This is a genomic window from Pseudoalteromonas sp. T1lg24, assembly GCF_002964745.1.
Classification (GTDB): Bacteria; Pseudomonadota; Gammaproteobacteria; order Enterobacterales; family Alteromonadaceae; genus Pseudoalteromonas; species Pseudoalteromonas spongiae.
In genome coordinates, this window is sequence record NZ_PQCB01000033.1 from 452,985 (window position 1) to 474,496 (window position 21,512).

16 protein-coding genes are annotated in these 21,512 nt (G+C 41.0%); 5 read left to right on the forward strand and 11 right to left on the reverse strand.

Annotation, left to right across the window (positions count from 1 at the left end):
- Window positions 1-120: 120 nt before the first annotated feature.
- The 4 genes from C2M30_RS14130 to C2M30_RS14145 form a co-directional block, all read right to left on the reverse strand.
- Window positions 121-1,032, reverse strand: a complete 912-nt coding sequence (locus C2M30_RS14130) for a two-component system response regulator (RefSeq protein WP_100914800.1) — start codon at window positions 1,030-1,032, stop codon at window positions 121-123.
- Window positions 1,029-1,427 carry a response regulator gene (locus C2M30_RS14135; RefSeq protein WP_105172095.1) on the reverse strand — a complete coding sequence of 133 codons (399 nt, stop codon included), beginning with the start codon at window positions 1,425-1,427 and terminating at the stop codon, window positions 1,029-1,031. Before C2M30_RS14135 ends, C2M30_RS14130 begins: the two co-directional genes overlap by 4 nt.
- 2 nt (window positions 1,428-1,429) lie before the next feature.
- The gene (locus C2M30_RS14140; RefSeq protein WP_105172096.1) at window positions 1,430-4,081 is read right to left on the reverse strand and encodes a PAS domain-containing sensor histidine kinase; all 2,652 of its coding nucleotides are present in this window, start codon (window positions 4,079-4,081) and stop codon (window positions 1,430-1,432) included.
- A gap of 150 nt (window positions 4,082-4,231) precedes the next feature.
- Window positions 4,232-4,627 (reverse strand): DUF2391 family protein, encoded by a 396-nt coding sequence (locus tag C2M30_RS14145; protein ID WP_054980875.1) that lies wholly within the window; start codon window positions 4,625-4,627, stop codon window positions 4,232-4,234.
- A gap of 238 nt (window positions 4,628-4,865) precedes the next feature.
- On the opposite strand from C2M30_RS14145, the gene C2M30_RS14150 reads away from it, so the two are divergent.
- Window positions 4,866-5,360, forward strand: a complete 495-nt coding sequence (locus tag C2M30_RS14150; protein ID WP_105172097.1) for a MarR family winged helix-turn-helix transcriptional regulator — start codon at window positions 4,866-4,868, stop codon at window positions 5,358-5,360.
- 139 nt (window positions 5,361-5,499) lie between these two features.
- Here C2M30_RS14150 and glnD read toward each other — a convergent pair whose 3' ends face one another.
- The 3 genes from glnD to C2M30_RS14165 form a co-directional block, all read right to left on the reverse strand.
- Window positions 5,500-7,902, reverse strand: a complete 2,403-nt coding sequence (gene glnD, locus C2M30_RS14155; protein WP_105172098.1) for a [protein-PII] uridylyltransferase — start codon at window positions 7,900-7,902, stop codon at window positions 5,500-5,502.
- A gap of 43 nt (window positions 7,903-7,945) precedes the next feature.
- Window positions 7,946-8,785 carry a putative beta-lysine N-acetyltransferase gene (gene ablB, locus C2M30_RS14160; RefSeq protein ID WP_010558197.1) on the reverse strand — a complete coding sequence of 280 codons (840 nt, stop codon included), beginning with the start codon at window positions 8,783-8,785 and terminating at the stop codon, window positions 7,946-7,948.
- 353 nt (window positions 8,786-9,138) lie between these two features.
- Window positions 9,139-10,065, reverse strand: coding sequence for an AEC family transporter (locus C2M30_RS14165; RefSeq protein WP_158683451.1), 927 nt, complete (start codon window positions 10,063-10,065; stop codon window positions 9,139-9,141).
- 148 nt (window positions 10,066-10,213) lie between these two features.
- Here C2M30_RS14165 and C2M30_RS14170 point away from each other — a divergent pair, with 148 nt between their 5' ends.
- Window positions 10,214-10,438 carry a hypothetical protein gene (locus C2M30_RS14170; RefSeq protein ID WP_105172100.1) on the forward strand — a complete coding sequence of 75 codons (225 nt, stop codon included), beginning with the start codon at window positions 10,214-10,216 and terminating at the stop codon, window positions 10,436-10,438.
- Between the two features lie 50 nt (window positions 10,439-10,488).
- On the opposite strand, the gene C2M30_RS14175 is transcribed toward C2M30_RS14170, so the two are convergent.
- From C2M30_RS14175 to C2M30_RS14185, 3 genes are all read right to left on the reverse strand, one after another.
- The gene (locus C2M30_RS14175; RefSeq protein ID WP_105172101.1) at window positions 10,489-11,547 is read right to left on the reverse strand and encodes an efflux RND transporter periplasmic adaptor subunit; all 1,059 of its coding nucleotides are present in this window, start codon (window positions 11,545-11,547) and stop codon (window positions 10,489-10,491) included.
- A gap of 2 nt (window positions 11,548-11,549) precedes the next feature.
- The gene (locus C2M30_RS14180; protein WP_100914793.1) at window positions 11,550-14,645 is read right to left on the reverse strand and encodes an efflux RND transporter permease subunit; all 3,096 of its coding nucleotides are present in this window, start codon (window positions 14,643-14,645) and stop codon (window positions 11,550-11,552) included.
- Window positions 14,646-15,235: 590 nt separating this feature from the next.
- Window positions 15,236-16,522, reverse strand: a complete 1,287-nt coding sequence (locus C2M30_RS14185; protein WP_105172102.1) for an HD domain-containing phosphohydrolase — start codon at window positions 16,520-16,522, stop codon at window positions 15,236-15,238.
- 115 nt (window positions 16,523-16,637) lie between these two features.
- Here C2M30_RS14185 and C2M30_RS14190 point away from each other — a divergent pair, with 115 nt between their 5' ends.
- From C2M30_RS14190 to C2M30_RS14200, 3 genes are all read left to right on the forward strand, one after another.
- Window positions 16,638-17,186 carry a heme NO-binding domain-containing protein gene (locus tag C2M30_RS14190; protein WP_105172103.1) on the forward strand — a complete coding sequence of 183 codons (549 nt, stop codon included), beginning with the start codon at window positions 16,638-16,640 and terminating at the stop codon, window positions 17,184-17,186.
- Window positions 17,176-18,684, forward strand: a complete 1,509-nt coding sequence (locus C2M30_RS14195) for a sensor histidine kinase (protein WP_105172104.1) — start codon at window positions 17,176-17,178, stop codon at window positions 18,682-18,684. The genes C2M30_RS14190 and C2M30_RS14195 overlap by 11 nt, the downstream gene beginning before the upstream one ends.
- Window positions 18,685-18,863: 179 nt before the next feature.
- Window positions 18,864-19,076 carry a hypothetical protein gene (locus tag C2M30_RS14200; RefSeq protein ID WP_105172105.1) on the forward strand — a complete coding sequence of 71 codons (213 nt, stop codon included), beginning with the start codon at window positions 18,864-18,866 and terminating at the stop codon, window positions 19,074-19,076.
- A gap of 256 nt (window positions 19,077-19,332) precedes the next feature.
- Here the strand turns inward: C2M30_RS14200 and C2M30_RS14205 are convergent, their stop codons facing one another.
- Window positions 19,333-21,336, reverse strand: a complete 2,004-nt coding sequence (locus C2M30_RS14205; protein ID WP_105172106.1) for a PAS domain-containing sensor histidine kinase — start codon at window positions 21,334-21,336, stop codon at window positions 19,333-19,335.
- Window positions 21,337-21,512 lie beyond the last annotated feature (176 nt).

Sequence of the window (21,512 nt, forward strand, 5' to 3'; positions counted from 1 at the left end):
TGAATTAGCAATACGTTCTAGGTAATTAACAACTAACCTCCAAGACTGACGTTTTATCAGTAGAGCGTCACCTTGGCGGTTATTTACCGTTTATTTCTGACCCATCAGCAAACACTTTAATTAATCGTGCTTACGTTTATTTTTATACATCGCGGTGTCGGCAGCTTTAATAAGCTCAGCAACGGTGTAGCCATCTTGCTCATACAAGGCAAAACCAATACTCGCAGAAAGTGCGACCTTTTGTGCCTGACCATCAACGTCAGTAATATAAAACTCATCACAAATGGCATTGAGTTGCTGTTGACTTGCTTGCTCAGCATCAGCAGTGCTTTTAACGTGCGGCAGCAAAGTAACAAATTCATCGCCACCGAAACGCGCAACAAAATCTGTGGAGCGACTAAATAGCGTTAAGCGATTAGCGACATGCTGCAACAACTGGTCGCCCGCATCATGGCCAAACTCATCATTAATGGGTTTAAAGTTATCCAGATCGATAAATAAAATGGCAAACATTTCACCGTAACGCTGTGCGTGTTCAACCAGCTCTTCAAGTTTTAAATCCAGTGCTTTACGGCTATATAATTTGGTTAGCGCATCACGATTTGCTGAATTTTCAAGTATTTGTAAAAGGTGATGACGTTCTTTAGAAAAGCGAATTACGCGCTGCAATAGCGACGATGTAAGCTCTGATTTAGGCACATAATCTTGCGCCCCAAGTTGAATCAGACGGTCGCCCATGGCTTCATCGGCCACTCCAGTCACCACTACAATGGGCACAGCTTGGGCGCTGTGTTTTACCGTTAACATGGTATTAAAACCATCACTGTCCGTGACGTTCAAATCCATAATAATTAGGTCTGGCTTAAAGTTTTCGAGCGCTTGAACCAGTTTCGTCAGTGAATCAAAAGTCATAATTGAGTGACTAATAATTTTATCACTCTTTAATGCATTCCTAATCAGGTAAGCATCATCGCTATCATCTTCAAGCAAGTAAATCAGATGATTAGATTTATACTTTTGTTGATCATTCATGTTTTATTGATCCTTTGCCAGTAATTCAACAGCGAGCTTAAGAATTCAATGGTTTCATTTAAGCCTTGTGGCTTTCGAACGTAGGAATTAGCGCCATACTGATACGACAATTCAATATCATGAGGGCTATTTGAATTAGAATATATCACGACCGGTAAATTAGTCGCGTGTTTATTTTGTTTAATTAACTTTAGTACGTCAAAGCCGCCGCATTGCGGCATATTCAAATCGAGTAACACTAAGCTGTTTGTATTTGCAAAAGCGTCAATGGATGCAACAAACTCTCTACCATCATCAAAATGCGTAAGTGTTTTGTCATCATCGACCTTTTTTAGCGCCTGACGCATGATGTAAGCCTCATCGGGATCATCATCAATTAAAATTAAATTCAGCATTACTACACTTCTCTCGGCAAATTAATAATAAACTGGGTACCCATTCCCTCAATGCTCTCACAGCGAATTTGCGCGTTATGCACTTTGATTATTTGCGCAACAATCGCAAGACCAATACCACTGCCCTCATATTGTTCTCGCGTATGCAGCCGTTTAAACGGTTCAAAAATGCGCTTCGCGTGGCTTGGATCAAGGCCAATGCCTTTATCTTCAATAATAATTTCAACTGACGATTCACTCTCTGTTAGCCGAATATTAATTTCAGGTATGTTATCTGGCTTCGTAAACTTAATTGCATTAGCGATTAAGTTTTGCAGTACCTGTTCAAATAATCCCACGTCTGCGGTAATTAATTGCTCTGGGTTGTCACACTCAATTTCTGCTTTGGTTCGAAAAATACTCAGCTCAAGGTTTTCGAGCACCGGTGTTAACACCGTATTAAATGACACGGTTTCAAACGACAAAGCGTTAGTGTTAATGCGCGACAGTTTGAGCAAATCTTCAATCATTTTACTTAACCGTTTAGCAGCTAACTGCAATCGCTCAAGTTCAAATTCACTATCTGGGTCCGATTTGAATTGACCTTGTAATCGCTGATAAATCGACTCGCTAAATGCTGATATTTTTCTCAGCGGCTCTTGTAAATCGTGTGATGCAATAAAGGCAAACTGCTCTAAATATTCGTTTGATGCTTTTAATTTACCTAAGAACTCATTTTTGTCGCTTACATCAACAAATGTGCCTAGCATACGTTTTGGTTTACCAAACTCATCTCGCTCCAATACAGAATCAACCGAATAGCACCATACCCAATGACCATTTTTATGGCGAAAACGGTATTCTAAAAAGTACTTTTCATTGCTGGTTGATTGGGCAATCAGTTCCATATGCTCAATCATGCTCGCACGATCGTCTGGGTGAAACTTTTCCATCAAATCAATATCATTTGCAAAATCATCTAACTCGTAGCCGAGTAACTCTGTGTAGGTTTTATTAATTCGCTCATTTTGCAGCGTGTCTAAATTAAAAATATAAAAACCACATACGGAACTATCTAACAGACTCTCTAAAAAGTTATGACTGTCAGCGAGCTGACGCTGTGCTTCTTTTTCCGAAGTAATATCTACCGCACTACCAATAAGATATGTACTGCGTTTTTCCCCAAGTTTTTTCACCGGATAAAGCGAGGTTTTAAACCAGCGCGCATCACCCTCAAATGGAATATGTTCGACATATTCGAGCGGCGCGTTTTGCTCAACGCAGGTTAAATATTTTGCATGTAAATGTTGCTTAACTTCATCAGGAAAAAACGTGATTTCAGATAAGCGTTTATTTAAGATCTGCTGCTGCGTAATGCCCGTCCATTTAAGTGCGGTATTATTATACGTAGTGAATTTGAAGTCGTTATCTATATGCTCAACCACCCAAATGCCATGATTTGTGCCCATGTATAAGGCGTCTAAGAATTGTGTGCGCTCATCAAGTAAACGCTGTGCTTTTTTATGCTCGTCGATATTTCTAAGCGCACCCGACATGGTTATGGGATTGCCAGTGCTATCACAAATTGAATCCCCGCGCGTTAAAAACCAACTGTATTCACCTTTAGCATCGCGACCTAGATATTCAACTTCATAGCGTTCTTTTTTTTCTAAGTGCGCATCTACAGCGTTTTGAACTATTTCTTGAAAATCAGGGTGAACGTGATTAAACCAAGTTTCATAATTCGCCTCTTGGTTTTCAGGCACACCGATTAACTCAAATAGTTTTGGCGACCACACTTGCTTGCCGGTTTGAATATTCCAATCCCAAATACCATCATTAGTGGCTGAGGTCGCTCGCGCAAAAAGCGCATTTGACTCAACTAATTGTTGTTTTAATGCCGCCACTTCTTTTAAATCTTTTAAAGTAATGAGCAGCTGCACTTCACCTGCGTACTCTTTTTTGGTCAGGATAATTTCAACAATTTGGTTTTTCTTGTCCGTTTTGATTTGGCCGACAAAGCTAGCATTTTTGTTAAGCTCAAGGGTTTTTCCACTCGATTGGATAATGGTTTCAAATTCTTGGCTATTTGCTTTTAAATAAGTACTGAGCTTGCCATTTATATCGCCAAACTCTGATTTAAAATACTCATTTGCAAACACCACATCACCCTGCTCATTTGCCAATAAAAAATTAAGCGGCAGCGAATCCAACATCCATTTCGTTTGAATATGACCTTCGAGTAAACTCGTTAATTTTTTATTTTCTTGGCGGGAATAACCATACTCCGACTTAATGCCTTCGTATTGCGAAATAGTGGGTACTTTAAGTAGTTCAGGTAACAGTTTGTACAGATAAAACGCAGTAGTCATCGACACCACCGCCGTCACCGCTTTTGCCATGCCATGATAGCCATACACCCCTTGCCAGATAGTCCAAATGCCAAATAAATGAGTGATACCGCAAAATAAAATAAATAATGAGAACAGTAAAAACACATTGTTATAGCCAATATCATTGCGCTTTTTCATAAAGATAACGAGTGCAACGGGAATTGAAAAATAGGCGGTCGCTATTAGTAAATCAGAAACTACATGGGTCCATAAAATATGAGGTTGCCATAAATAACAGTGACCATGAGGCATGTAATCACCGCGAAAAAACTGCTCTGTCATCGTGCTCAACGGAAATCCCTTACATTTGCAGTAGGTTTACATTTGAGTATGGCAGATAGCCTTACAAATACAATTTGAAGACGGGTTTTTATACATTAAATCAAGGGTTAAATTAACTGTAAAGCGAAGCGAAAATGTTGTTATAAACGCTTATTCCTTATCAAAACTATCTACGATAATCGCGCCCATTGACGCTGGCATTGAAATCACCACAATGCGTTTGAGAGCAACAAGGGGTTCTGTAAGAAGTGGCAGTTTATTAATGCTTAAAAGTACTAGCGCCACAATAAAAAACGTAATGACATAAGCAAAGATAATACGCGACACAAACAGTAAACGTCGCGTACGGATATTGCGTTGAAATACGCTCTCAAACGTATATAAACTTAAAAATAGAAACGATAAACTCAAAAGCAACAATAAATTGGTAAACGGTAATGTTTGTGCAAGCTGCCACGCTTCTTCTGAAAATGAAATCGGCACTGCAAGTGCAAATGCCCCGACACAAATCTGAATAATATCTTCAAAATTAAAACTGCTTTTCATCATAATTTTATTGCTGCTGTTTAATGGTGATTCTAAACGCTAAAGTGCAAAGTAAATAACTCATATACAGATAGCAAGAGAAACCTGTCTGCTGTAAACGTAATTTGTGTTTTTTAATGAGCAATTGCAATGTTATTTTCAGCCATCTGTTTAAAGCTATGTTTTGCACGTGGCATTTTTGATACCATCACCCAATAATTTAAATTTCCCGTTCAAAACGCGAGTTACTACTTTAGCCATGGAAAAATACGAAGAACTGTTAGTGTCAATCCGTAAAGTGATTCGAGCTATTGATTTACACTCTAAACAACTTAATAAATCGTCTGGATTAACCGGGCCGCAGCTGCTTATTATGCAAGAAATTGCCCGCGTGAAAGGTATTACCGCGAGTGCTGTTGCAAAAGAGATTAACCTAAGTGCCGCCACTGTAACGAATATCTTAGACCGTTTAGAATCCCGTGATTTAATTGAGCGTGTGCGCAGCAGTGAAGATAAACGTCGCGTTAGTTTGTTTTTAACCAACAAAGGCAAAACATCATTAATTGATGCACCGCAACCACTGCAAGAACACTTTATTCAAAATTTCTGTGCACTTGAGCAATGGGAACAAAGCCTGCTGCTTTCTTCAATGCAACGTATTGCTAGCATGATGGATGCAACTGACCTTGATGCAGCACCAGTACTTGAAATTGCCCCAATGACAGTAAGTTCTGAAGGCGAAAATAAAAATTAACTTAATTTGTAGCCAAATGCATCGATCACTTGGCTACGCAAATCCTCTTTTAAACATTCATTATTGCTATCTGAAAGCAAAAACACACTCTCTAAACTTTCGCCTAATGTAGTCACCTTTGCTGAATGAATAGACAAGGTTAAGTTGCGAAACACCGAACAAATTTTATCAACGTAAGTCGGGTTATTAAGCGTCGTGACTTTGAGCAGTGTTCTGTCGCGTTTTGGTGTTGGTATAAACTCCACCATAGGCTCTGAATCAAAGCTCTTAATTTTTTTAGCACCGGTAATTTACAGTTTTTATGACCAGATTCAATAACACGTTCGATTTGGCTAATAACCCGTTTAATGCGGTAGCTTTCACTCAACTGTTCATCGTTTACATCAAGCACTCGAAAAACTTCAAGCACGTTGCCGTCTTTAGTTTCTAACAGCTCTGCATCTTTAACGCTCACTTTCGCTTGAGTAAGCGTGTTAAAAATATCAACAAACAGTTTTTGCCTATTGGGTGTATACACCACCAAGGTTGAACACCCAATTTGGTCACTTTGCGTTAAAAATACCAAAGGAAATTGACTGGCATTAACAACTTTAGCAGTAATTTCAGAGAGCTCTTTGGCACTGGTAAATGTGAAAAAACTATTAGGCAAGGTTGACCAAAACTGAGTGACATCCTCAAGTGCAACATCACTGTTAGATAGAATAGTTTGTGCCTGCGCTTTATTTTCGCGGATCACTGTTCGCTGCTCGAAAATACTTTGCCCATCGGTTTTGAATGCTTCACGACTTGCTAAGTAAAGTTGTTCTAATATGGCGGCTTGCCAGTCGTTCCAAGCATCCTCATTAGTCGCCATAATATCTGCTACCGTAAGCGTATACAGGGCATTTAAGCGCTCTAACGATTTAACCTGTTTGTTTAAACTGCGAATTGTGCGCGGGTCGTAAATATCTAAAGTGCGACTGGTGTTAATTAGCAACTCTTGGTTTTCAATCAACCACTCAATCAACTCCACCGACGCATTTTTTAAATTGTGGAATGCGGCAAACTCTTTCGCCAAAATCGCGCTGGTGCTATGACTTTCACTGTCCTGTGAACCGGCTAAATGATGACAAAACGCAGCAAGCGATAACGCTAATTTATTTTGCACACGGCCATAAGCAATATGATAGGTTTCATGATCACCTTGATGATTTGCAAAGTCAGAAATATACGACACCGTTTTATACACATGTTCGTCAACCGTGTAGGCATTATGAATATCAAATTGCATACGTCCTTCGGTTTGCGCCCATTGCGTCGCATACATTTCTAAAACCCCGTAACGGTGCATTAAACCCAGCACTTTTTTCAGGGTTTTAGGTTGTTCAAACAGGCGAATAAATTCTTCGCGGCAACTTTGATAATCTTGTAACTCACCTAATAAACGGTGCCTTACTTTTCGCAGCAACTTTAAAGTATTTGACGATACCCCTTTGGCTTTAGGGTGATTTGCCAATAAGCCAAATAACTTGATCACTTGAGACTTATCAATAAACACACTTGATGAGTTTACGTCGACTAAGCCATCAACAATGGCAAAATTTTCGTTAACTTGCAGTACTTCTTTTTCGCTATAGCGCGAAATACATAGGCTCACATTCTCACAGAGAATTTGATTAAGCTCTTGCAAGCGGGTCATGGCACGAAATAGTTGCCGCATCATGCGTTCGATTGCTTGCTGTGCGCTGTCTCCACGACCAAACTTTAGAAATTCCGCAACATCAGCTTGGTATTCGAATAATAATAATTCTTGCGGGCGATTAGCCACACAGTGCAGCGCCCAGCGAATACGGCAAATAAAGTCGTGGGCTTCAATTAGCTCAAACTGTTCATCTTCTTGCAGCAGTTCGCCATGCTCAAATAAACCAGCATTTGATAACTTTAAATGTTTGCGCGCAACCCAGATAATGGTTTGAAAGTCACGTAACCCACCAGGGTTAGTTTTTATGTTTGGTTCAAGGTAGAGTGCGGTATTGAGTGCCTTTTCATGGCGGGCTTGTTGCTCTGCGAGTTTTGCCTGAAAAAAGTCAAAATCGCTGAGTGTGGTTTCATCGTACAAAAAGTTTAGTAACGACTCTGCATGCTGCTTATTGCCATATAAACAGCGAATATCAAGTAAATTAGTCGCTATGGTAATATCTTCGGTGGCGAAACGTTTAGCTTCTGCTAAATTGCGAACGGAATGGCCAATATCCAATCCTAGATCCCAAAGCCCAGTAACAAACTGCCTAACTTTATCTTCGGGAAATTCACTCGCATCATCTGGCGTGATAATCGCAATATCAATATCGGAATAAGGGTGTAATGTTGCACGGCCATAACCGCCAACGGCATTGAGTGAGCAAGACGAATTAACTAAGCCACATTCACGCCACATATCAATTAGCATTTTATCCAATTCATCTGCACGTTCTTGTAACAACGAACTGATAGAGCTAGAAAAAAAACGCTCATTTTGCGAACTGGTTAGTTTATCTAATTGATCTTTGTATATCGTTCTCATTCCTTGCTTCCTCTCAGATTAATTACGTTTAATTAAACTGATATCAAAGCTTTTGAGACCACACATTCATTGACACCAACTTGTTATTGACTAAGTTATTATTGATTAGTCTGCCACCATACTCAAAACCTAATCGCGCAAATACCTTATTTATGGCAAAAGACGACGCGCGACAAACCGAATAAATAAACTGTACATCGTTATTTTTTAGGTATTTGCTCGCTTCAAAAATAAGCGCTGAGGCAATACCTTCATTGCGAAATTGGCTTAATACAACGGTATCGTAAAGCCTTGCATTTGGTGCATCTTTCTCATATTCAATACGCACACAGGCAACAATCGCATTCATGTATTCAACACAAAAATAGTCAACGCCGCTGTCAATACTGTTTTTAATGTAGTTTTCATCACCGATTGGTGAGCCATAACTAGAAAATGCTAACTGATAAAGTTTAGATAACGCACGCACATCACTTTGATTACACTTGCGAAACAACACTGGCTGAGCAAACGAACCGGGCTCCCACGAATCAACATTTTGTACTTCGTTGATAATACCGTCGCTTAAATCCATGTGATCGCACGAAGCGCGCTCTTCGTCGAAAAATCGAGAAATAAAAATAGCGTCTTGCAAACCAAAATAACCAGGCACAGTCGCCTCAATTTGGTATCCGCGTTTTAGAAATGGCAATACTTGTGCGTCTTTTACTTTGGCGATTATCTTGCTGTAACCGCCTTCTTTAGCAAAGCTTTCTACTTCATTATGAAAGGTGTTTGGTACTTCAATTGTTGCATCGGTAATGTAAACACGGTCATTTAATTTTCCGAAACGGATAGTGTTACCTGTTAGGGTAGTTTCACTATCAAATTGCGTCGCTTGCATGATTTATATCCTTGCTGTTAATTCGTATAAAAATATTATTCAATCTGTGCTTTATTAAAATTTATTCTAAAAGACACTGTATATTTAGAGTTGATAGCAATATAAATATCGTTTCATAGGCGGGGCTGACTCAATAAAATCAAGTTATTAGAACGATTAATTGTTCTATACAAAACAAACCACTTCAAAAATAATTAGAATTCTAATCAATATAACATTAGTTAGAGCACTAATCAATTAACTGGGCATTTATCAAACAGCAGATCACAGCCATGCACGATAAGGCGCATGCCAAATCGTGCTTTAGTAAAGATAAAATGAGTAAAAGTGAAAAACGGGAGTGAAGTTGGCAGTTAACTAAACAAGTGGGTTTGCAAGATATAAATCCATAGCGGAATAGTTACAACACTCAGTAATGTGCTGAGTACCACGGTTCCCGCAACTAGGCTTTGCCCACTGTTTTGCTGACAAGCAACAATGTATGCATTTACACCAGTTGGGCATGCTGTCAGCACAACCAAAATTAACGTTATTTCATCACTTAAATGAAAACCCAAACGCGCCACTAACAATACCGCCAAAGGCAATACAATCAGTTTAATAATCGTAGCACTAATAATTTGCTGATAATTACCAGCAAAGCGGTATTGATACAGGTTGGCACCCAAAATAAATAGCGCAAGCGCTAATGCGCCTTGGGTAATTAAATGTAAGGTACTTGCGATAAAACCAGGTACATCAATACCCAACATATTCACCATTAACCCACTGTAGATCCCGATTAGTAATGGATTTTTTAGCAATCCTTTACAAAAGCGCGTCAATTGAAACGAATTACCCGTCGCAAAACTCGAAAAAATACTGGTCGCACCAAATAAAACAGCACTATGAAAGCTGATGATTAAAAACACCAGCGCCGCAACAGAGGGCGACAACACACTGATTAGCACTGGCAAACCAACAATAATGGTATTTGAATACGTACTGCCTAGCGCAAATACAGCGCCACCAGCAGACTGCATCTTGAAAAGTCGCGGTGCAAGCAAAGTCGTTATTATAAAGGTCGATATAACAACGGCATAAAACGTTAAAAACACTGAATACGAAACAATACCCGATAAATCGGCTTGCGCGATATTAATAAATAGAAATAAAGGAAACAGTAAACTAAAGGTAATTTTACTAAGATCACCAATGGTTTGGGCAGACACATAATGGCTGCGAAGCGCAACATAACCAAGCAAGGCCACTATGACTAACGGAAAAAGAGACGAAAACATGGATTGAGTCATGCGATAAAAAGTGTCGAGACTGTAATCAATTACGTGCAAAACAGCAACCGTTTGGCGCGCCCTAGCTGTGCAAATTTTACACAATCAACAGAGCGCACTATAGTTAAAGCATGCAGGATTTTTGCAGGACCTCATTATGCTTGAACGCAGACATCATACACCTAGCTTTAATGAGCACATGGGTTTGCTGAGTGATGAACAGCGGATCGCTATGTATGATCTCTATAACTTTGGCTATGATTTGGCGTTTGTACGTACCACAGCGCAAGGCAAACTTGCGGTACTAACCCAAGGCGAAAGCGTTGCAACAATTGACCAGTTTGGCGATGTTGCTGTTAATCCAGAGATCAATATCAGATAAAAAAGGCGCGACCAAGTAACTTGGTCGCGCCTTTTTCTTACCTAATGCTTCTAACGTACTGCAAGTAACTGTTCAGAGGGTTTAACACGTACTTTTGCACCTTCTTTTAGCATTTCACTGCCGCGTATTGCCACTTTTTCACCTAGCGCAAGTTCACCTTTCACTTCAATAAAGTCATTGAAACCGCTGCCGGGGACTACCGTCACTTGTTTTACGGTTAAGTCATCGGTTACCACATTCACGTATACTTTATCTTGGCGTAAAATTAACGCATCGCGATGAACCGTTAACGCATTATGCTTAGCGCTACTTGCAAGGCTTACTCGTACCGCACTGCCAATCGGTAAAGATTGCTCAGTTAACGACGCGCGTACTTCCATCGTACGGCTTAACTCGTCCCCTACAGGTACCAAAGCACGTAGTGTTGAACTAAAACGCATATCTTTATTGGCAATTAATACACTATCACCCACTTTATTAAATTGCGTATGGGATAGCGGTGCATTTGCACGTACTTCCAAGTCATCTAAACTCACTAACCGTACTGCAGGTGAGTTTGTTTGGCTAAATTCACCCACTTGCTTGTAGCGCTCAACAATGGTGCCATCAAAGGGTGCGATTAACTTTGTTTTATCAAGTTGCAATACAATGCGCTGTAAACTGATCTTTGCCTGTTCAAGCTCTTGCATTGCCATCATTAACTCCGCTTCTTTTGCTTCAAGAGCATCTAACGAGGCGTTTTTTCCCAATTTTTCAATACGCGTAAGTTGGCGTTCAAGCAAGCTAACACGGGTGCTAAAGCTTTTTATGCTGGCACTGGCTTGTTGTTTTTCTAGCTGTAAAAATGCATCGTCCAACAGTAAAATCGTATCGCCTTTTTTAAAGCGCTCACCAACTTCTGCAATGCGCTTTACAACGCCCGAAACTTCAGTGGTTAAACGCGAATCAAAACGACTGACCACAGTACCTGGCACCCACATTTGTTCAGCGATTTCAGCTTGCTCTACATCACTTAGAGCAACCAAAGGATCTGGGCGTTCATTGGCTGTTGCAAAACAACTAAGTAATGTCAGCACAGCACATATAATTGTCGAAATAACGTATCTCATAACTAATTCCCTTCCAGTTGCGTTTGAGTAGAAGTAACAGGGGTTGGTTGAACACTTTTACGCGTTGAAAATTGTTTTAGTAATGCCGGGAGCAGTACTAAAGTAAATAAGGTTGAAAACACCATACCGCCAACAATAACCGCAGCAAGACCGCGATAAATAATACTGCCTTCACCTGGCATAATCAGTAGCGGCAACATGCCAAAAATACTGGTTAATGTACTCATAAAAATAGGGCGTAAGCGCAGTTTTAGTGCCTGCTCTACAGCCATTTCGCGGCTTAACCCTTCACGCTCACCTTGGCGAGTTTGGTCGACTAATAAAATCGCATTATTTACAACCAATCCAAGTAAAATAATAAAGCCAATCATGGTTAATAAATCGAGCGGCTGAAATTGAATAAGGTTCATTAACTGCAATGCCACAACACCACCAACGGTTGCTAGTGGAATGGATAGCGTTACCATTAAGCTGTCTTTTAACGATTTAAAAAGACCGGCCATCAGAATAAAAAGTAGCCCTAGCGCCAAAATAAAATTTTGCCCCATGGTTTTAATCGATTGCTTTAAGCTGTCGGCACTGCCACCATAATTAATCGAACCATCGGCAGGCATAAGCGCTTGAATTTGTGGTTCAATCTCAGTTTCAATGATAGCCATTGCTTGCTGTAACGACATACCCTCAGGTGGGTTCACATTAACTGTAATAGTTCTACGACGGTCAATTCGCTGAATACGTGATGGGCCAACCGTTCGCGTAACATCAACTAACTCACCTAACTGCACTACAGTGCCACTTGGTGTAGTAATCGGCATTGCCGATAACTCTTCAGGGTTTTGCCAACCTTCAGCTTTGAAAATCATATCAAGACGTTTATTACCATCGAAATATTCGCCAACATATAGGCCTGTGCCCATTGCTCGGGTAAGTTGTGCTAAATCACGGCGATTAAAGCCAACTTCCATCATGCGACGGTCATTTGGCAATAAGCGAAGTTCTGGCTCTGCATCTTGAGTGCCGGGATTGATATTAATGTTACTGTCTTCAAAACGCGCTTGTAAGATTTCACGTGTTTTATCGGCCACATCAGCCATAGCGCGCGTGTCGCGGCTTTGTAAATGAATTTGAATACTGCGGCCTGAGCCTAGGCCGCCAAATAAATTACCTTGCTGTGAGAACACCCGGGTATCAGGTAAATCAACCAAAATCTCTTCACGCATTACGCGTTCAAGTTCTTTCACTTGTGATTGATCTTTAGCGCGCACGCCTAAGTTTGCGTTGCCAGGAAATGATAAAATATAGTAATTTTTAAGCGCTGGTTGTTTCGTGCCATCCATATAGGGCTGTAAACGCTCAACCAAAGGCTTAATATACTCGCGCTCAACAAATTCTTGGTTTGAGCCCGTTGGTAAACGCACAAATGCATCGACTGCGTCACGTTTTACTGGCGGTAAGTAGTCAAGCGGGGGTAACAACCACACAGTCAACGCAACTGGCGCCGCCATCAAGGTGAAAATCACCGCAAGGCGTTTTTTACCTGAGTTAGTCAACAGCATAATTTTGCGTGTGATAGTTTGCCAAAGGCCTTCTAATCTATCTTCTTCAACTGTTTGGTTTAGCCACATTTTCGCAGCCACAGGTAAAATAGTCAGTGCCACCAGTAAGGAGATAAATACTGCAATGGCGATGGTCAGCGCTAAGTCCGCAAAAAATTGCCCTGCCACATCGCGTAAAAATATCACCGGAATAAAAATCGCAATGGTCGTGGCAGTAGAGGCCATCAACGCCCCCGACACCAACTGTGTGCCTTTCGCAGCTGCTTTATCAGCACGCAAGCCCTGGGTTTTCAGCCTAACAATATTTTCAAGCACCACGATTGCCGCATCAAGCACCATGCCTGTGGCAAATGCCAATCCAGCAAGTGAAATCACGTTAAGCGAACGGCCTGTGATATTCAACACAATAAAGGTGGTCATAATTGAAATAGGTATCGCCATTGCCACAATTAAGGTCGCGCGGCGCTGGCGTAAGAACCACCAAAGTACACCTACAGCAAGCAGGATCCCAAGTACTAAGTTGCTCGAGACAAGGTTAATTGCACGATAAATAAATACTGAGGCATCAAACGATTGGTGCATTGTCAGTTGTTGTGGTTCAAGCACTTGGCTGCGAATTTTGTCGACCTCAGCTTTAACACGCTCAAGCGTTGCTAACACATTGGCGCCACTTTCACGGTCTATGCGCACCGACATTGCCGGATTACCATTTTGCACCGCACTACCATTGTCTGAATCGCGAGTGACTTTAATCTCGGCAATATCACTGAGCTTAATTGGTTTGCCGTCACGCCATTCCAGTACCAAATTACCGAGCTGAGTTGGGTCGAAACGACCAGCAAAGCGCAGCGTATAACGGCGACGACCAATATCGGCGTACCCACCCGATGCATCATTTGCTGAACCAATTAAATTGCTTACTCGTGTTAAATTAATGCCAAGTTCTGCTGCGCGGTAGGCATCAAATTCGATTTGTAATTGCTCACGCGAGTTACCCGTTTGCAATTGCACGCGAGCAACCCCGGGAATACTCTCTAACCGAGGGCGAATGGTGTCATCGAAAAATGTTGCATATTCGCCGATCGGTTTTTCATTGCCCGGCAAGGCTTGTAAGAAAAAATAGGTCAGGGCCGGTGCTCCACCATTAAAGCCACCGAGACTTATCACTGGTGGATTTACATCGCGTGGTAATGGCGGCACCCGATTCATACGGCTGATCACTTCGATCAGGGTTTTATCCATGTCGGTATCAAGCGTAAATGTAAGATTGATAAACGATGAACCTGAATTTGCAAAGGTGCGTAAACTGGTGAGCCCTGGTAGCCCCTGCAGTACGTCTTCTTGAGGTTCTAAGATTTCTGATTCCATTTCGGCTGGTGACGCCTGTCGCCAGCTAGTGAAAATAGTAATCTGAGGTCGTTCAATATCTGGAAAGAGTTGAATAGGCAGTTTAGTAAAGCTCACTACCCCTAACACCAAGCACAGGGTTACAAAAATTGCCACCCCCGCCGGATTTTTTAAAGCCCGAGTTGTAATGTTCATTGCGTTCCCTATTTTATTTTTTCGCAAACAACGTGCTTGACTATAGTTAGAAATTAGTCGCAAGAAAGTGGGAAATAGTTTAACCCTCAAAGAAACAAGACGGGCTGCAAAATAGGCTTTTTAGGTAAGTAAGTGTGTTTTTGGTCACATTTTGACACACCAAGTTGCTCAATTGTTAACCACAAGAAATTTAAATGTATCACACTAGGGTCTGTTGACCTTTCAAGTTCGTTTTTGCAGCAGTTTGATTGGGTTTTCTACAAGGCAGAGGCTGCGTGGCATAGTTATTCTATGTGAGTCAGCCGATAACACAGTAGAAAAGCCAACCAAACGCTGCCGAACGGTTCTTTTGAGCGCACTTTTCTCATTGTTGCCTACATGGATGTAGGTAAGGGGCGAGAGCAGGACGCGTAAGCTTTGCTCGATATTCGCTTAGATTGCTAGGCCACACATCGAGCGCCGCGATAAAAGCACGCTCAAAAAGAACAAAAATAGAACAGCAAAGGTCAACAGACCCTAGGTAAACTAACAAATAATTGCGATAAAGCGCCCAGTTAGGCGCTTTATCATCAACATATTTCGCAACAAGATCAGTGAACGAATACGTTAAAGATATAACGCCATTCTTTTTCGTAGGATTTTAACTTCTCGATAAGTGTTGGGGTAATTTCAGTGCCTTGTGTTAATACCACTGCACCTTGTTTATTCAGTAAGTCTTGGCTCAAATGCATGCCCGGTTCCAACATATTGACACCGAGGCATAGATCAATATTGTGCTGATCGAGCGAAATTTCACTATTGAGCAGATTTACATAGGCTTTTACTACCTCTGGGTCAAAATAAGTTTTACTTTCCTTTTTAAGAAAATCAATAGCTTGCTGCTGTGAAAGTTTTTGTTCACTAATTCGCCCGAGCACCAACTTATCAAATTCATTTACTACGGTTAGAATGCGCGACGCAATCGGAATATTGGTGCCAATTAAATGATCTGGCACACCGCTGCCATCAAAGCGCTCGTACTGATGCTTTACCGCCGTGCCAATCGCTTTTAAATGCGGTACTGTTTGCAATATTTCAGCGCCTTTCACTGCATGGGTTTGTTTTTCTACCAGTTCTGCCCGAGATAATTCATTTTCAATACTTTTTGCTAGCGTATCTGACAGCGAGACCTTACCAATCTCATGCATCAAGCCTGCAAGGTACACTTGCGTAACTTGGTTCTTCTCAAGTCCCATGGCTGCTGCGAGCGTACGACAATGACTGGCAACACGTTTTACATGGCCTTCACCGCCTCCGGTTGTATCTTCAATGATCAAGTTGATCATTTCGATGACGTCATAAAACAAGCTACGTTGGCGATTGTTGGCTGATTTTAACTTATCGTTGAGTTTTGATAATGATTGTGTGCGCGCTTGCACTTTGCTTTCAAGATCTTGGTTTTGCTTGCGTAGTAATTCGTTTTTAAGTTGTAACTCTTTTTCCAAACGCATTACGGATTGCTTCAATTGAAACTGCTCAGATGCTTGTAATACCACATTTTTGAGCTCGTCGTTGCTCCATGGCTTACTCACGTAATTATTAATTTTACCTTGGTTTATCGCCATCGCAGTAGAATCGATATCTGAATAACCGGTCAATAAGATGCGGGGGGTGTCGGGGCAAACGTCAAACGCCTTAGAGAGCAGCTCAGCGCCACTCATTTTAGGCATTTTCATATCTGAAATAATCACGCTATAAGTAGATTCAGATAACTGTTGTGCTGCAGCTTCTGGATCACTAAATGACTCAACCTCAAAGTCTTTTCTGAATAGCCTTTTCAGTGCATTAAGCACTTCCATTTCATCATCGACGATCATTAATTTTAACTTATCTGTCATAGTAATCCTCGAACGAAGCCAATACGCTATTTACTCTAAAAACATTGCCTTAACTAAAAAGTGACACTATTTTTTAAATAGATCAACCTGATTATGTGTAAAAAAGGAAGCGGTTATGAAAGGCGCGATATTTAATGCATTACAAGAATTTGTTGAGCAAGGGCACGGATACCAAGTTTGGGACGACGCGCTAAGTAATAACACTCTGCCCTCACACGGTATTTATACGTCCACAAAACAATATGATGACAGCGAATTATTTACGATAGTAGGCTACTTATCTGAACGCTTAGAGGTGCCAATTCCTGACTTAGTACGTGCTTTTGGCGAGTTTTTATTTCCATTATTAATGCCGCAAGCGCCACAAGAAGCGCAAAATGCGCCGTCGTTACGTGCATTTTTAATGATGGTGGACGAACTCATTCACGTTGAAGTTAAAAAGCTTTATAAAGACGCACAACTACCCGATTTTAACTACGACGATCATATTGATGACAAACTAACCATGATTTACCAATCACCACGCAAATTATGCTTTTTATCGGAAGGCTTAATTTTAGGCGCGGCACAACATTTTGGTGAAACGGTAAGCCTTTCTCAACCTGTATGTATGCATCAAGGTGGCGAACACTGCGAGATAGAAGTCGTTTTCAATGGAAAATAATGAAACACTTGCCAAATTGGCAGCGCTAGAGCGTATTTTAGGCCGTGAGCGCTTGGCGCGAAAAGAAGCTGAAAAACAGCTAGAAGACTACACCCGTGAGCTCTACCAGCAGGAGGAGGCGGTTAACCAAACGCAACAAGAAGTGGCGACCCAACAGGGACAGCTTGAATTTCTAACGGGCTTATTAGCAGAAACTTGGCGCCAACCTAGCTTAAATAAAATTGTCGCAAATTACCTTGAGCGCACCAATAACTTTATGACTAACGCCCATAATCTGTTTGTCGAAATACACGCCGATTTGTCATATCACCAATTTCAGTACTACTGCCAGAACACAAAACAGCATGCCTCATCACTGCCCGATTCTTATAAGCAAGTATTGCGTCAATTTAAGCGTGATGAACTGTATCTGCAAGTAAGTAGTGAATCCGAATCACAAATTTTTGAAATCGAAAGCATTAGCAACAGCGCTAATGCGCAGTTTAGCGATTGCGTTTTAGTGCCCTTGTACAGTTTAGATTTACCCTCGGGCAAAGGTGTGGGTATTGCCATCTTATTGTATGAATCACAAGACGACATCAACATCGTTAAGCTACAAACACTTGAATCATCGCGCAGTATGTTATCAGTTGCAATTGAGCGTAAACGCGCAGAAGAAGCACTACAAGAACGTCTTGTTGACCTTGAAACCAGTAATAAAATGTTGGAACAAACACAACAACAACTTGTGCAACAAGAAAAACTGGCATCACTTGGTCAGCTTGCAGCGGGCGTAGCACACGAGATAAATAACCCTGTTGGCTTTGTATTAAGCAACCTAGATACAATGCGTGAGTACTTTTCTGATTTTGCTGAGATTATGGCGCCACTCAACACAGATAAGTTATCTGAACAGGAAAAAGTTGTTGCGATGCAAGCCAAGTGGCAGTCATTAGATGGGGATTTCTTGTTTGAGGACAGCCAAGAAATATTAACGTCGTCAGTGCAGGGGCTTGAACGCGTTAAAGACATAGTGTCAGATCTTAGCACCTTCTCACGCATGGATAATGACGAACTTGATAGTATTGATCTAAATGTAGTGATTGAAAAATCATTGAACGTGGTCAGTAACGAGTTCAAATATCACCATGAAGTAATAAAACACTTACTACCCGAAGCAAATATTCTTGGTAATGCTGGTAAATTACAACAAGTGTTTATTAACTTATTTGTTAACGCAAAACACGCCATGCCAAATGGCGGCGCACTGACCATTAGCTGTGAGAAAGACCGTAATAAAATTATTGTACGGGTGAAAGATCAGGGGCATGGCATTGAAAAAGACCATCTCGCCGATATTTTTACGCCATTTTTTACCACTAAAGCGCCCGGAGAAGGTACCGGCTTAGGCCTCGCTATCTCCTATGGCATTTTGCAGCAACACAATGCCAAAGTGAAAGTACATAGTGAAGTTGGCGTAGGTACTGAATTTGAAATTGCATTTTATGAATCAATTTGAGCCAATGTTTATATAACAGGCTAAGTCATACGACTTATTTCACGCCAAACCACTTCGCATTTTGCAACGCAATTTTCATCAACAACCCCGATGCTGTTAACTTTCGCATAAATTTCAATATATTAAATTTGGTTTGTATCTTGCTGTAATGTTAGTGAGCAAACATTTGGAGAAACATTATGCGAAACGGTAACCAACCATTCTCAATTGACCAAAAGCTACAAGCGATGAGACCTTATATTGACCTAGAGTTGTTTAATCGCTCAATTGATTATCGCCGCAAAGTGATTTTTAGCTTTAAAGAGCAAGAACGCGCTCTGCAACAACTAAAAGACGAATTTGCTGAGCCAGGCGTACGTGAAGATTATGATTGTGTTCTTGGGTACAACTAATGTTGGCAACTTGACTCGGTTGGATCCCTCTTTCAAAACGTCCAACCGAGCTTTTTAACTCACCTAACTCGTGTTCAAAAGTTAACTAAACACCTGAAATATATAAGCTATGTTAAATGATACCTGATAGCTTGATAGTTTTTCACAGTAACAAAGCAATTTTGTGCGTCCATAGCAACTATTGCAAACAAATTCAGCGTTGTAATAAGTACAAATAGCTGCCACAAAGTAATTTACTATCCTAGGCCCAGGTTAACTATGAAAACAAGGCTTTGATCTTCTCATCAAGTAATGCACTATTAAGTGGCTTTGTTAGCACATCTTGCATACCCGCATTTAAACATTTGGTTTTATCAGCAAGTCCTGCATTGGCGGTTAGTGCAATAATAGGCGGCGCTAATTCGCCAAGCTCAGTGCGAATTGTTCGCGCAGCAGTAACCCCATCCATAACGGGCATTACCATATCCATTAAAACTAAATCAAAACGGGATTTTTTCACTGCCGCAACAGCACTTTCACCATTATCAGCAAGTACAACCATATGATTTCGCTTTTCCAAAATCGCTTTAATTATAAACTGGTTTGCGGGGTTATCTTCTGCCACCAAAATGCGATAACTAGGAATGCTATTTTCAATTTCCGCGTCTTTCACATGTCCATCAGCGGTGATTAGTGGGATCAGTGGAATAGTAACTACAAACTCGGTGCCAACACCAATTTCACTAGCGCATTCAATTTTACCTTCCATTAATTCCAACAAACGCTTGGTAATGCTGAGCCCCAGCCCAACACCTTGTTGTCTGCCTACTTGTTTATCATGCAATTGTGAAAATGGCTCAAATAGGGTTTGAATATGCGCTTCATCAATACCGACCCCTGTATCTTTAACTGTTATAAACAGTTCAGTATCACTGCGGTTTACCAACAAACTTACCTCGCCTTCTAAGGTAAACTTAAATGCATTACCGAGTAAGTTAAGCAAAACCTGCGACAAGCGCACACCATCGGTATTAATCTGCTCCGGCACGCCACCACCTAGAATAGCGTTAAAATGAATGCCTTTTTTAACAGCTTGAGTTTCAAATTGTTGGACTAAATTTTTAATCAGCTTATGCAAATTAATATTGCTATTCTCAAGGGCTAAGGTGCCTGATTCAATTTTGGCAAAATCTAAAGTATCGCTGATCACCCCTTGCAACAACTTGGCGCTATCGCGCATAAAATCGATTAACTCAAGCTGTTTTTCATTCGGCTGAGTATCTTCTAACAACTCTAAAATGCCTAAAATAGCATTCATTGGGGTACGAATTTCATGAGACATCACGGCTAAAAAGTGCGATTTTGCTTTATTGGCGCTCTCGGCTTTTTCTTTTGCAAGTTTTAGATCATATTCACGCTGCTTAGCAAAGCTAATGTCTTTTGCAATGCCTAAATATCCAGCAAAGCTGTTGTCTGCGTTAAACTTCGCTTTGCCGCTAATTGACACCCAAACACGATGCCCCTGATTATCAATCGCTTCAAACTCGAATTCGTGAATTTCACTGTGCTGCCTTACAAGGTGTAAGAAATGCTCCCACTTTTTAAATTGCGTGCTTTCACTGTCGCTACGAATATTTAACGGGCTTTTGTGCAAAAAGTGTGAAAAATTGCTTGGTTTGGTTTGTTCTAAAAACGACAAATAGGTAAAGCACATGCTTTCATCAGTTTCCCAAAACCAGTCTGATGCGAGCTCTGCGTAGGCTTGAAAGCGCTGCTGACTTTGCGTTAACGCATAAGTCCGGTCTAACAACATTTGTGACATTTGATGCTGCTGATCAAGTTGTAAAAATGCTTGGCGAAACAAAGTATCGACTGAACTCAATGCATTTTCCATTTGCCCAATATCATCACCATCTTTAATAAACAGAACAAAAACACCTTTTCGTTCTGCAAAGTTATTAGCAACAAAAATAACCGTTTCGTTGCAGTGGCTAGGTAATATCCAATCACTTGGGAGCTGGCAAACATTAGCGGCATAAACGTTACGCTCGAACACCTTTTTAACAAAGGAGGGCTCAAGTAGGCACACACCGCATAATGGTTCAAAGGTGCTGGTTAACGCACATAACTGGTTTGCGTCTTGGGTAAGTACCAAAATATCGCTAATTTCAGCAATTGGCTTTAAACCTAATTGCAGTTTCACTAATAATTCAGCTGCGTTTTTACTGCTTAGTAGTTCGTTAACCACTCGCAGCATGTCGTTCGCATTTAGTCTTTCCATGACACCTCTTTAAAACAAATGAATTTGCTTAGGGTCTGTTGAGCTTTGCTGTTCTATTTTTGTTCTTTTTGAGCGTGCTTTTATCACGGCGCTCGATGTGTGGCCTAGCAATCTAAGCGAATATCGAGCAAAGCTTACGCGTCCTGCTCTCGCCCCTTACCTACATCCATGTAGGC